General features: G+C 29.8%; 17 protein-coding genes. 6 read left to right on the top strand and 11 right to left on the bottom strand.

From position 1 onward, the window contains the following. Positions 1-51 precede the first annotated feature (51 nt). The 3 genes from JW646_RS16725 to JW646_RS16715 all read right to left on the bottom strand — a co-directional run bounded on the left by JW646_RS16725 (position 52) and on the right by JW646_RS16715 (position 2,432). A complete protein-coding gene (locus JW646_RS16725; protein ID WP_074916138.1) occupies positions 52-261 on the bottom strand; it encodes a helix-turn-helix transcriptional regulator in 210 nt (69 codons plus the stop codon). A 1-nt stretch (position 262) separates the two neighbouring features. Continuing rightward, complete coding sequence (locus JW646_RS16720; protein ID WP_148556561.1) at positions 263-598, bottom strand: DUF6442 family protein; 336 nt, start codon at positions 596-598, stop codon at positions 263-265. Positions 599-791: 193 nt separating this feature from the next. After that, on the bottom strand, positions 792-2,432 hold the full coding sequence (locus JW646_RS16715) for an LTA synthase family protein (RefSeq protein ID WP_228415727.1): 1,641 nt from the start codon (positions 2,430-2,432) through the stop codon (positions 792-794). Between the two features lie 278 nt (positions 2,433-2,710). Here JW646_RS16715 and JW646_RS16710 point away from each other — a divergent pair, with 278 nt between their 5' ends. The 3 genes from JW646_RS16710 to JW646_RS20300 all read left to right on the top strand — a co-directional run bounded on the left by JW646_RS16710 (position 2,711) and on the right by JW646_RS20300 (position 3,404). Continuing rightward, positions 2,711-2,932, top strand: coding sequence for a DUF1659 domain-containing protein (locus tag JW646_RS16710; protein ID WP_074917986.1), 222 nt, complete (start codon positions 2,711-2,713; stop codon positions 2,930-2,932). Between the two features lie 85 nt (positions 2,933-3,017). Next, a complete protein-coding gene (locus JW646_RS16705) occupies positions 3,018-3,242 on the top strand; it encodes a DUF2922 domain-containing protein (RefSeq protein WP_074916130.1) in 225 nt (74 codons plus the stop codon). Between the two features lie 15 nt (positions 3,243-3,257). Next, positions 3,258-3,404, top strand: coding sequence for a YvrJ family protein (locus tag JW646_RS20300; protein WP_228415726.1), 147 nt, complete (start codon positions 3,258-3,260; stop codon positions 3,402-3,404). A 210-nt stretch (positions 3,405-3,614) separates the two neighbouring features. Here the strand turns inward: JW646_RS20300 and JW646_RS16695 are convergent, their stop codons facing one another. Then, positions 3,615-4,778: an aminotransferase class V-fold PLP-dependent enzyme gene (locus JW646_RS16695; RefSeq protein ID WP_228415725.1), complete on the bottom strand. Its 1,164-nt coding sequence runs from the start codon at positions 4,776-4,778 to the stop codon at positions 3,615-3,617. Between the two features lie 189 nt (positions 4,779-4,967). Here JW646_RS16695 and yedE point away from each other — a divergent pair, with 189 nt between their 5' ends. Genes yedE through JW646_RS16680 form a run of 3 tightly spaced genes read left to right on the top strand, consistent with a single transcriptional unit; the run spans position 4,968 to position 6,502 of the window. After that, positions 4,968-6,053 (top strand): YedE family putative selenium transporter, encoded by a 1,086-nt coding sequence (gene yedE, locus JW646_RS16690; protein WP_228415724.1) that lies wholly within the window; start codon positions 4,968-4,970, stop codon positions 6,051-6,053. Next, positions 6,037-6,258 carry a sulfurtransferase TusA family protein gene (locus tag JW646_RS16685; RefSeq protein WP_074916122.1) on the top strand — a complete coding sequence of 74 codons (222 nt, stop codon included), beginning with the start codon at positions 6,037-6,039 and terminating at the stop codon, positions 6,256-6,258. Before yedE ends, JW646_RS16685 begins: the two co-directional genes overlap by 17 nt. 1 nt (position 6,259) lies before the next feature. Beyond that, positions 6,260-6,502: a DUF3343 domain-containing protein gene (locus tag JW646_RS16680; RefSeq protein ID WP_074916118.1), complete on the top strand. Its 243-nt coding sequence runs from the start codon at positions 6,260-6,262 to the stop codon at positions 6,500-6,502. Between the two features lie 103 nt (positions 6,503-6,605). On the opposite strand, the gene JW646_RS16675 is transcribed toward JW646_RS16680, so the two are convergent. From JW646_RS16675 to JW646_RS16645, 7 genes are all read right to left on the bottom strand, one after another. Further along, the gene (locus tag JW646_RS16675) at positions 6,606-6,953 is read right to left on the bottom strand and encodes a hypothetical protein (protein WP_074916116.1); all 348 of its coding nucleotides are present in this window, start codon (positions 6,951-6,953) and stop codon (positions 6,606-6,608) included. A gap of 456 nt (positions 6,954-7,409) precedes the next feature. Next, positions 7,410-7,658, bottom strand: a complete 249-nt coding sequence (locus JW646_RS16670) for a Mor transcription activator family protein (RefSeq protein ID WP_074916114.1) — start codon at positions 7,656-7,658, stop codon at positions 7,410-7,412. Between the two features lie 46 nt (positions 7,659-7,704). Then, a complete protein-coding gene (locus JW646_RS16665; protein ID WP_228415723.1) occupies positions 7,705-8,460 on the bottom strand; it encodes an ATP-binding protein in 756 nt (251 codons plus the stop codon). Positions 8,461-8,470: 10 nt separating this feature from the next. Next, on the bottom strand, positions 8,471-9,460 hold the full coding sequence (locus JW646_RS16660; protein WP_228415722.1) for a phage replisome organizer N-terminal domain-containing protein: 990 nt from the start codon (positions 9,458-9,460) through the stop codon (positions 8,471-8,473). Between the two features lie 10 nt (positions 9,461-9,470). Beyond that, complete coding sequence (locus JW646_RS16655) at positions 9,471-10,238, bottom strand: antA/AntB antirepressor family protein (RefSeq protein WP_228415721.1); 768 nt, start codon at positions 10,236-10,238, stop codon at positions 9,471-9,473. Between the two features lie 140 nt (positions 10,239-10,378). Beyond that, entirely contained in the window at positions 10,379-11,047 is a 669-nt protein-coding gene (locus JW646_RS16650) for a helix-turn-helix domain-containing protein (protein WP_228415720.1), read from the bottom strand. A gap of 283 nt (positions 11,048-11,330) precedes the next feature. Further along, on the bottom strand, positions 11,331-12,755 hold the full coding sequence (locus JW646_RS16645; RefSeq protein WP_228415719.1) for a sulfurtransferase: 1,425 nt from the start codon (positions 12,753-12,755) through the stop codon (positions 11,331-11,333). Positions 12,756-12,855 lie beyond the last annotated feature (100 nt).

The following is a 12,855-nucleotide window of genomic DNA, read 5'->3' as shown; positions in this document are numbered from 1 at the left end:
CTACAGTATTTATTTTAATGTTACCAAATGTGTTTTCAAGCACTAATACACTTAATCAAAATAAAATAAATCCTCAAACTTTTTATCTAGGGCAATACATAAAATTAAAGCCAACTTTGCTGTTGGATTAAATTGCCCTGTCTCAATTGAACTTATGGTATTTCTTGAAACTCCAATAAGCTGGGCTAGCTCTCTTTGAGATAATCCCTTTTCTTTTCTGATTTTTTTTAAGTTATTATGTAAGATTAGTGGAGTTTCCATATTATATCACCTCAAACAAAGTTAAAATTTTTGTTACAGCTCCAACACCTATTATTATGCTTAAAATTAAATATATCTTTTTTTCTCTATTATAAAAATATTCTGTTGCACCTTTGCTACCCATTCCTATCATAAGTACAAGTACAAAATAATCTATATTAATGTCCCTGTATCCCATAAAATCTTTTAATATAAAAGCAATTATTGTTAGTAATCCAAATACGCCAAGGGTTACATTAAAAGCATAACTTTCGCTACGTTCTTGAATTTTTAATTCCATTTCATCACCATTTTTATTTTCTTCACGACTTTTCATTAGTATATCTTCTTTTTTCATTTTAATACATCCTTTCTGCCAAGTTTTCTTATCAAAATTATAACACTTGCCAAGTTTTATTGTCAACAAATTGTTTTTTAATAGAACTCAAGCTGGTTCTAAAATTTCCCCTTAAAAAAAGAAAAGATAATGACATTAGAATCTAAATAAATGGATTTTAATGGCATTATCTTTGCTTAAATATATTTTAAGATTATTTATATGTTACTAGATCATTACTAAAAGTACTGTTCTTCTTATCATTCATAAATTCATCATTAAATAAATCACTATTATACCCCAGTGCGCTATTTACACTGTCAATTCCTTGGTCTTCTATAATAGTATTCTTGTTTGAATATAAATTAGTTCCAAGACCTAATCTATCTCCTTCAATTTCCACTCCTAAAGTAGAAAGAATTGTAGGAAACATATCAAATGGTGCAAACTGTCTATTCGCTACATTATCAGTAGTTATAGGAGCATTTAGTATTAAATTAACTATAGTTCTTTCATAATTTGAATCAAAATCTTTAAAGAATTTTTTGTCCATACTTGGATGATCTCCAGTTATAACTATTGTAGTATTTTCATAAAATGGCTGTTTTTGAATCCATTTAACAAAATTAACTGCTTCTTTTGTAGAGTAAGAAATAACATTGGCATATTGAGAATCATGTTTATTCTCAGCTTTTTCTGATAAATAACCGTCAGGGAAATGGGTATCTGCTGTTTCCATTGTAAAATTAAATGGTTTGTTATCCTTAGAAAGTCTAGTTATTTCATCCTTTGCATATTCATAAAGTTTGTCATCTTCAAATCCCCACCATACATTGTAATCTTTAGGTATTAAGTTTTTTTCCTTTGCTGCTTTATAATCAAATATATTAAATTTGCCATGGGTTGTAAAATAAGTTGTAAGTCCTCCAAAATCTGCATCTGCTCCAAACATTATCGTTTGATTGTAACCTTGCGCCTGTAAGATATCTCCTATGCCAACAGCTCCTGGTAAAAAACTACCATCTTTTCCATAAGAGTTACGTCCCATAGGAATTTTTAATGGAAGTCCCATGTCCATATTTATCATAGCTGCAACTGACCACTCAGATGCATATGTAGTATGAGGCCCACCAAACTTGTCCGTATTAGAAAAAGATAAACCTTCTTTGTAAAGCTCTGTTAATTCTGGCATTAAATTCACATCCATATATCCGCCCAATTCTTTAGATAAATATGAATTTTCCACTGATTCTAAATAAATATGAATTAAATTTCTCTTTTTGTTTGGGAAAGTCATCTTCACATCTCTAGGATTCACATAATTATCAGCTAGATATGTGGATGATGATAAATAAGCTTTGGCAATATTTTGAAGTTGTAATTTATTAATACCAAAAGTTGCTCCACCTATCATAGTAACAATTGATAAAAGTATAGATATAATTCTCACTCTTTTTTTATTCAAAATAGTTTTCTTTTCATTATTTTTATTAATCAGGAAAACATTATATTTCCAATTAATAACAATTAAAAATGGTATGGTACAAATAACAATACTTAACACTGGTGATTTAAGTATTTCCTCTGTCATGCCGAATTCAGTTCCTTTAAGTGGTGCTTTTAAATTAAACAAAAGCTGCTCTGGTGTTATTTTCCCAAAGAATTCCACATACCATGTTGAGAAAAATGCAAAAACAAGCCCTAACACAAAACCTAACACTAATAAGGTTTTCACTATGTAATCTCTTTTCCTAGATTTATCCTTATCTTTTATAAAGATGAGTTTTCCTTTTGCAATCATTCCTATTATTATGATAATTATTATACATATTATCATTTTGATTAAAAATCTCATAAATACCTCCTATATGTAAATATAACATCCAAATTGTCTCCAATTATATATAATATAGTATTTTGTATATTTATGTACTATTTAATTTAAATAATTACAAAATTCATTTACAAATTAAGTTACAAAAGTTGTATCTAACTATAATATAAATCCTTCTTATATTATATAAGTAGAAAGTGAGCTCACAAATAAAATTCGCAAGGCTCATATCCTAGGCGATATATCCTTGCTAGCGCTTCGGATAAATCCGTTGCTAAAAAATTTAAGGAGGTAATAATATGGCAGTTGTTTCAACACCTAATGCGTCATCTATAAAGGTTAAATTTGATCATGGTACCAATTTAAATGGAGACAGAATAGTAAAAACTAAGACTTTTTCCAGTATAAAATCAGGTGCTTCAAATGAGGATATTATGGCTGTAGTAAATGTTCTAGCAGCTATGCAACAGCACACTTTAGCTGGCACAAACAGAGTGGATAACTCTTCTTTATCAGAGTAGTAAAATTTGCTTTGCTCAATACACTGCGTGGGCGCTACACTTCATAGAGCCAACGAGTTACTTAAAAAATTTAGGAGGTTAAAATATGGATGAAAAAATACTTGTAATGACGTTTAAAAATACTTTAGGAAACAGCTTTTCTGTTGCTGTTGAAGATCCAAGGGAGGACCTTGGTGAACAGGAAATAATAGATGCTATGAACTTAATAAAGGATAAAAATATCTTCCAGCCAAAAGGTTATGATATATCAACTTGTGTATCTGCTAAAGTGGTTGATTCTACAACTACTGAGTACGATTTGGAAGTATAGTCTGGGGTGATATATATGGATAATATTCAATCTATCATTTCAAATCTTGGTTTTCCCATTGCAATTTCCCTTTATTTATTGGTGAGAATTGAAGGAAAGATGCAAGGTTTGACAGATAGTATAAATGAGCTGTCCAACAATATTATTAAAATGAATAGATAAAGTAAATATAGACAATGACAATGGGGTGCACATTTTTGTGCACCCCTTATTTTTGAGCAAGGTCGTTGCCTGAAATTTCATAGCGCCCACGCAGTGGCTTAAAGCGATAGCAAAATGATTCGCCAACACGTTGCTCAAAGGCATCTCGTTGGCGACATGAAGTGTTTCGCCGACACGTCGCTCAAGCGAAGCGAATTTTTTATATATTATTTACATGTGACTTTTACTACTTATTATATTTCTTATTGATTCAAGCACATAGTCAATATCTTCCACTGTATTAAAATGTCCAAAACTAAATCTTACTGTGCCATTTGGAAAAGTTCCTAGAGTTTTGTGAGCAGATGGAGCACAATGAAGACCACTTCTTGTTTGAATATTATAAGTCTTGTCCAACTGATGACAGACTATGCCGTTGTCCAAATCTTTAAAATCAAGACTAACTACAGCAGTTCTATTTTCTGTGTGTTTTTTACCTATTAATAAGCTTTCATCAATAGATAAAATACCATCTATAAATCTCTTTGTTAAATACATTTCTTTTTCATATATATTTTTAGTCCCTACTTCTTTTAAGTATTTTAAAGACGCATTTAGACCGTATATTCCAGGAATATTGGCAGTTCCACTTTCGTATTTGTCTGGCATATATGTAGGTTGAATTTCTTCTTCTGACAAACTTCCTGTCCCACCTTCAATAAGAGAATCTACTAAAGGTACAATTTCATCTCTAATCAAAAAACCACCTATTCCTTGTGGACCAAGAAGACCTTTGTGACCAGTAAAACATAGTATATCGATATTACTTTTTTTCATACTTATATCTACTATTCCAGCAGTTTGAGCACTATCCACAATAAAGATTATATTATTATCTTTACAAATTTGACCAATCTCATTTATGGGAAGCAAAGTTCCACAAACATTAGATCCGTGAGTCATAACTACTGCCTTTGTTTTTTGGGTTATAGATGACTGAATATCTTTTATGTTTATTTCTCCTAAAGAGTTGCAAGGCACTTTAGTAATTGTCACACCTTTTTTTCCTAGTGAGCTTAAAGGTCTCATAACAGCATTGTGTTCCATGGAAGATACTATAACGTTATCCCCCGGGCAAAGTAGTCCCTTTAGTACCATATTTAAACTAGCTGTAATATTAGCAGTTATTATTGAATTTTCAGCTTTGTCAAAATCAAATAGTTCACATAATAGTTCTCGAGTTTCGTAGACTATGTTTTCTGCTTCATAAGAAGATGAATAAGCCCCTCGATTTACGTTGCAACCAATATTATTTATATAATTAATCATGGAGTCACCAACTAAAGGCGCTTTTGGATAAGATGTAGCTCCATTATCACAATAAATTTTTCTCATTAATACCCTCCTATTATTATCTCTCAAATTTAATATAGCACTCTTTATATATAAAGGGCTTATAGTTTTTTTCTATAATCATCGCCATTATATTGAATCTTTGCATACTGTTTCTAAACCATTTATTTCCTATTCTATTGTGATACCATATTAATTGAAATAATTATTGTAATTTTAGGAGGGTAGTATATGAAAGAAAAAAGAAATATTATTATTGGGGGAGCTATTATAGGTTTATTAGCTGTAATTTCTGTGCTCTTAGGCAATCCAAAGAACATGGGTATTTGTATAGCCTGTTTCATAAGGGATATATCCGGTTCACTAGGACTACATAGTGCAGGAATAGTACAATATGCAAGACCAGAAATAATGGGGATGATACTGGGAGCATTTATAATAGCTGTTACTAAAAAAGAATTTGCATCTCGTGGAGGTTCTTCACCTTTTATTAGATTTTGCTTAGGATTTATGATAATGATAGGGGCACTAATGTTTTTAGGTTGTCCTACAAGAATGGTACTAAGATTAGCAGGCGGTGATTTCAATGCTATATTTGGTATAGCTGGGTTTGCTGTAGGTATAGTTATTGGAATAGTATTTTTAAATAGGGGATTCTCATTAAAGCGAAATTATAAACAAACTAAGGGAGAAGGATATATTCTTCCAATTATAAATGTGGTTTTATTTGTAATGTTAATCACATCTTCTACATTATTAATATTCTCAAAAGAAGGACCAGGTTCACAACATGCACCAGCTTTTGTAGCACTAGGTATAGGTCTTGCAGTTGGTATCATATGCCAAAGAACTAGACTTTGCATGGTTGGTGGAATAAGAGACTTAATATTATTTAAAGATTCTTATTTAATACTTGGATTTTTAGCAATGCTAGTAGCAGCTTTTGTTGGAAATCTTGTATTTGGATTTTTCACTCCAGGATTTACGCAGCAACCAGTTGCTCACAATGATGGATTATGGAATTTCTTAGGTATGATAGTTGTTGGATGGGGGTCAATTCTTCTAGGTGGCTGTCCTATGAGACAATTAGTACTAGCTGGAGAAGGAAATATTGATTCTGTTGTTACAATCCTTGGACTGTTAGTAGGTGGCGCATTTGCTCACAACTTCAAACTGGCAGCATCTCCAAAAGGTCCAACTCCAAATGGACAAATAGCAGTTATAATATGCTTTGTTGTTCTTGCATTAATATCATACTTTAGTTCAGAAATAGGAAAAGCGAAGGTAAAAGAGAAAGGAGATGTTAAAGTTGGCTAAAAAAGTAGATGCAAGAGGATATTCTTGTCCTCAACCAGTTCTTATAACAAAAAAAGCATTGGAAGAAAATGTTCATGGTGTTGAAGTATTAGTTGATAATAACACAGCTTGTATGAATGTGAAAAGATATATGGAAAACGCTGGCTACAATGTAAGTATAGAAAAAATAGAAGATGATGATTTTCTAGTAACAGGTACAAAATAAAATGAAGTACTTTACTACATTTTTTACTCATTCTGGAGCAATTAAGTTTTCTAGATTGCTTAATAGAAAAAACATTTCAAACGAAACTTCGCCAGTTCCTAGAAAAATAAGTTCCAATTGTGGCATAGGAGTAAGCTTTACATATGAAGATCTTGTTGAAGCATTGTACACAGAAGATATGGAAAGAATTTATCATGTTTTAAATGATAAATATAGTCTGTATAAAGATTTTGATGAGTCTTAAAATAAACTTAAGTAGTAATATAAAAATCAGGTAGATAAATCTTATCTACCTGATTTTTATGATATTTACAATTTAAAGACCTGTTTCATGTGTCAATATACATTTAAATATTACTCAATAAATTTATGAATTTTTCATATAATCTATTATTTATTTTTAGCAGACTTTTTTTACCGTCTTTAAACTCTAAACTGACAATATGATAAGATATATACATATTTGATGTAAATATTGCGAGAATTCCTACAGGTCCCGCTAAGTATATAGCTATAACTAACCTAGCAATTATATCCAAAATATTTCTTTTATGAATTGTATGTATTAATTTATATTCCTCTATTATATCATTAGAAATATCTAGATTTAAATTTTCCTTTTCTAATGTTAATTTCCCCTTGTCATATTTAATTAAGCAATTTTTATAATCTCCATCAATAACCGTATTTTTCATAACCTTAACTCCTCCAGGCAATCTATTTTGTATATATTTATATTATATATATTTACTTGTACATATGTTGCTGAAAATCGGTACAAAGGAACCTATAAGCCTTTTGTTTTATTTACACCATAAAAATACAGCCTCCTACAATAGTTAAATATTATCATAGAAGGCTGTTGAGTTTTGTTATTTACAAATTTTTCACATACTCAAAATAGTAGTTTATTATTTTTTATTATTTTTATAATTCCTTACACCAAAATATCCAATTACAATAACTACTACAACTACAAAATAAAACCAAGGAAAAGTTTCAATACCCACTCTTATCCCCCCTTTTTATATGTAATGTACATGAAAATCAGATAATATATATTATCTGATTCATAGTATATTATACCATATTATTCCAATAATATGACAGTTCCCCAGCTTTAATATGCTGTTATAGTATTTGAATAGGCATTATTTGCCCGCTAATCTTTTTAATTGTAGTTCTGTCATTCCATATTTCATTCTAAGTTGGTTAATGTTTTTGCCGTTATATGTTCTTGCAATTTCTCTGTTTCTCTCTCCCATAGTTACTCTGTGATAAACTGGTATGTACACATTAGTTCCTCCATAAAGTTTACTTAGTTTCAAAAAATTTTCCATTCCTATGATGTCCACCATTGCATGTAAGTTATAAGGTATATCATCTATTAAAACGTCCATAATTTCTCCTCCTTTTTTATTAAAATATATTTTAAATTATTTTCTACTAGGCATTATGTGAGTTTGTATAGTTTTTTAGTCTGTAGTTATTACTTGCTTCACTAAAGGTTATAATATTTTCTTTTGCCATTTCCACAAGTCTACTTCCCACAGCTTCGTCCCAGTTTATTATTTCATCTATGCTTTTTTCCGTCGAAATAATTAGTGGCATGTTTTTTAAATATCTACTGTTTATGATTCTGTAAATATAGTTAAGATCTGCTGCTGTGATTTTCCCCTTCAAAAAATCGTCTATAAAAAGCACTCTAGGGTTTAGGTACTTGTTCATTTCTCTTATGAAGTTTTCCTCGTCTGTTACACATTGTTTAAGGTTCATCATCATGGAGTTGTACTCCACATAGCGACAGCCCACATTTTGGTCTATTAAATTGAGCATGGCAGCTATTCCTAAATGTGTCTTTCCTGAACCAGGACGACCACAAATTAAGAGAGATGAATTATTATCTGCAAAGTCATTACAAAATTTAAGTGCCCTATGCCTTGCTTTAATTTGATATTTTTTTGCACAATTAAAAGAGCTAAAAGTTTTTCCCTTAAAAGCTTCACTTAGACCGCACTTGTCCAATTTTTCTAGTGACTGTTTTTTTGCTAAACATTCACAAGGTATGGCAACTTCACAGTTATGGCTGTTTTTCCCAAATACATACCCAAAATCTCTGCATTTTTTACAGTCATAATTATCTTCCTCAGTTTTGCAGTTTTCCATTAGTTTTTTCATTCTTTCAAGTAGTTTTCCATCCATCTGCTCCCCCCTACACTACTCCAAGCTTAGCTTCAAGCTCTTTCATTTCTTTTAACAAATCCTTGTCAATTTCTTCGTCATAATCCTCATGATTTTCCATGGAAATTTTCTTGTTTTTAGGCCCACTTACCCTATTTTCTTTATTCAAAAGCTCCATTTCGTTAGCTTTGTACTGATCTAGCGTAAATATCTTGCCATTTGTCCATTTTTTGATTATGCCTTTTAGGTAAGACGGGGTTACAACAGACTTATCTATGCATATTTCTATGGCCTTGTTAAAAAGGTCTGCCTCAATTTGTTGTGATATTTCCATAAACCAGTCCCTATTTGCAGGATAAATAGGCCCTATGTTTGACTCATAAAGTTTTGTTATTTTGCTTAAGTTTTTATCACCAGTTTTTATTTTTTTAGTTTTGTCACTTAAATAAGTCACACATGCTTTTTCTTTGTTTATATATTTATCTTTCTCTATCTCTTTATCTATATCTTTCTCTTTCTCTAGCGTTTCATTTTTGTTACCATGTGTTTCATCTGCGTTACATAGCGTTTCATTTTTGTTACTATGCGTTTCATCTGCGTTACATAGTGTTTCATTTTTGTTACTATGTGTTTCAATTTCTTCTATTATATTATCTTTTTTACTTTCTCTGTGTTTTCTAACACGTTTAGTAGTTTTATCCTCACTACCTGTTAATTCAAAAGTCTCTAAAAGAACATATTCACTTTCACTTACACATTCTATAAGATTTTGTTTTTTTAAATAGTCCAATGTTTCTTCTACTAACTTTGGGTCTTCATCTATTTCAAGGGCTAAGTCTTTTGCAAAAGTATCTTCCACATATTCAAATATTAATTTGTTGTCATTTTCCAAAGATAAAGCAAGTAGCTCCAAATATATAAGCACCTTTTCATTTCCATTTTCACTTTGCTTTAACTTTTTCACTGATTTTTGTCTAAAAAAATTTCTTTGAACTTTTAACCAATAATATTTTTTTCCCATTTCATTCTCCTTAGTTTAATAGTTTTGTTTTCTCATTTCCAATCACATTCTCATTATTAATTACATTTTCATCTATTAATAAAGCTTTAAATACTTCTCTTCCTTTTGAGTTAATCATAGTCTGTATTCCACTGTGGTTATGTTGTGTTGTGTAAAACCTAAATGTAAAGTATTCCATGGCATGTGCATAAGGTTTGAGATTGTCTGATGCATCTCTGTAACAATAATTATTAAGAAGTAGCCAGCTTACAAACAAGTTTTCTCTAATACCTATTATCTTTGCTGTGTCTCTAAAGTTTGTAGACAAATCTATAGAACTTATTTCACTTTTGTGTGTGGAAGTTTTTGTATTAGGATAAGTTTTAGTATTACTCTTTGTAAATTGTGATGTGTTTTGATTTTTCATTTTATTTTTTAGTTGTAGCAATCTGGCAATAAGAGCCTCTGGTGAGTTAAATTTCTTATCCATTTCAATAAAGTGCTTTCTTGCTTGTCTTCCTCTTTCACTTCTTTGGATCATACAAATTTCCTTTGCCATATCTATTTTCAATATATAATCTGTTTGATTTTGGATTCCTCCTGGGGTGTCACATTTTTGTGTAACCCTTTGATAATCTTCATTTTCTTCAAATCCGTATTCCAACATTCTAAGTATCCATACCTTATATCTTGTTTGGATATGAAGATATTTGTGCAAGTCTCTGGAGCTTATAACTACCTCCTCATTATCATTCATTGTTACTGGCACTAATTGTTGAATGTTGTGCATAGCTTCCATAATTTTTCCTCCTTAGTTTTTATAAATTTATTAATAAAATTATAGAGTAATTAATTGAACTGTTTATAAAATATATTTTTAGAAGTTATATCGAAAAAACTGCCATATTAAAATTAATATGACAGTTTTTTGATGATATTTTAATTATTTGATTTTAGAATTGGCACACATAAATATATTTCTGATTTTACTTCAGAAATATAAACTTTTAATTCATTTATTTTATGATTTTCTAGTAAATCTTTTATTATGTAGCTCTTTATTTTATCTTTTGTTTGTAAATTTAGCTCTTTCAATAAGGCTAAACTTCTTTTTTTAATCTTTTGTGCTTCTATATTATTTTTATCATTATTAAGTACTTTGTTACAACAATTAATAGATTTAAGATATCTTCCTGATTTTTTATAAAGAAATGCACATGTTAATAAGTAACTGCTATCATGTTCAAATATATTGCAAAATAATAAGTAAATTTTTAAAGATTCTTCATACTTTTCATTTTTCAATAAATCTTCTGCTTCTTGCAGTTTCTTCTCTACTTTTGTTTTTAATTTAGATATTTTGTTTTTGTAAAGTTCCTTATATTCCCCTAGATGCTCAACTGATTTATCATTTACAGCATACCTATATTCATCGTAAGACATTTCTACACCAAGGTGTTTTAACACACTATCTAAAGTTTCTTTTTTTACTAGCTTTTTATAGTTTTCTATGATGTATATATTTGTTACGGAAACATTAGATTGGGCTGATAATGCCTCTTGGGAATAACCTATACTTGTTCTTATTTCCTTCAAGTCTATCCTCATAACTACCTTATCCACCCTTTTCATATAAAGTTTATTACAAATAAATTATAATTAATTTTCTTATAAATGTCTCGGTAGAAAACCGGTAGATTTATAAATTTGCTATTTTTTTACAGTATTAACTTTTAAATACGTATAAATAGTTTTTTTCATTAAAAAATGCCCCCTTCATGATAGCAGTTTATAATTTCAACTATTTGTCATAAAAGGAGCACTTTATAAGTCTATAGGGTTAATTTTTATATTTATTATTAAAACATATGTATTTTATAAAATTCCTTTATTAAAAGAATGAATTAGGTTCACTCTCAGGCGCATCTTCTGGTAGACCTGCTTCTTTTTTAGGAGAATCTTCTTTTAGGTGCCATTCATACCATCCACCATCATAAACACAAATATTTTTGTATCCCATAGATAAAGCGTAAAAATAAGTTTCACTAGCTCTCCATCCTGTTCCACAATGGAAAGATATATTTTTATCAGAAGTTATACCCCACTTGTCCCATCTTTGTTTTATAAGATTATAATTAAACATAGTGTCATCTATATTTCTATAATCTTCCATGTTGTATGGATCAGATCCTGCATATGCAAATCTAGCATTTTTTATTTCACCAGCATCTTTTATATAAGTATAACCACTTTTTTCACCCTTGTATTCTACAAAACTTCTAACTGAAGCTATAACAGAATTTTTTGTATCATTTACCATTTTAAGTTCTTCTTCATAATCTATTAAAATTCCTGGATTTTGAGGAACATCACTACCAAAATCCTTAACAGGCTTATATTCATTAACTTCACTTTCTAAAGGCATATTCATACTATTGATTAATTTTTTGCCACCATTTAGAAGTCGTACATCCTTAACTCCAGCATACTTCATAACTACACCAAGTCTAGCTGCTGCTGTAGTATTTAATCCATATACAACTACAGTAGTATCTTTAGTAATTCCCATTTCCTCTAGTTTTTGTTTTATCCATTTATCCTTAGGTCTGTTCCAATAACTAAATTTCTTTTCATCACTCATTTTATCATAGTTTGGAAGTATTCTTTCACCTTGTATATGATTTAAACTATCGTCAATTGTAATTGCAGATGGTATATGACCTTTATTGTAATCACCCTTATCTTTACCAAAAGCAATTTCTACCACCTTATATTCTCCACCTTTAAATGTATCTGGTTTTTTCCCATCAACCAAATCATATACCCATTGTGGATGAACTAGTGTTTCATAATTTTTTATTTTTTCAACAGGTAATTTTTTTGATACATACTCATTAAATCCACCCGTTAGTATACTTAAATCCGTAAACCCAAGTTCTTTAAATTTATTATATATCTCTTTATCTACCTCATTGTTTGAATATATTACAGTTTTTTTGGACTTATCAATTTCTCTTCTTTTTAACTCTATGTCTATCTTAGAAGAATTACTTTCTATGTTTAACCAAGAAGCTGGAAAATCTATAGAGCCATCTATGTGTCCACCTGCACCTTCTTTATTATCCCAACCTATATATTGGTACTCTTCTCTTATGTCTATTACTTGTGTTTTTTTATCAATTTCCTCGTTTATTTGTGATGCCTTAATACTTTTAATTTCATTATTGTCTTCTTTGTCTGTGCTAGAACATGCAACCGTTATCATGGACATGCTTAATAATGAGATTACTATTAATACTTTTTTTACTATATTCACTACTTTCCCTCCTATTTTGTAAAATACTGCATTATTAATGCTATCACAGTAATAATTCTACCTCAAATAGAACATTTCTATAAATTTCCATCTATTATAG

Source organism: Terrisporobacter hibernicus, from assembly GCF_020809405.1.
In the GTDB taxonomy this organism is placed as follows: domain Bacteria; phylum Bacillota; class Clostridia; order Peptostreptococcales; family Peptostreptococcaceae; genus Terrisporobacter; species Terrisporobacter petrolearius.
The sequence above is the reverse complement of the archived record's forward strand: the minus strand, read 5'-3'. Positions and strand labels throughout refer to the sequence as shown.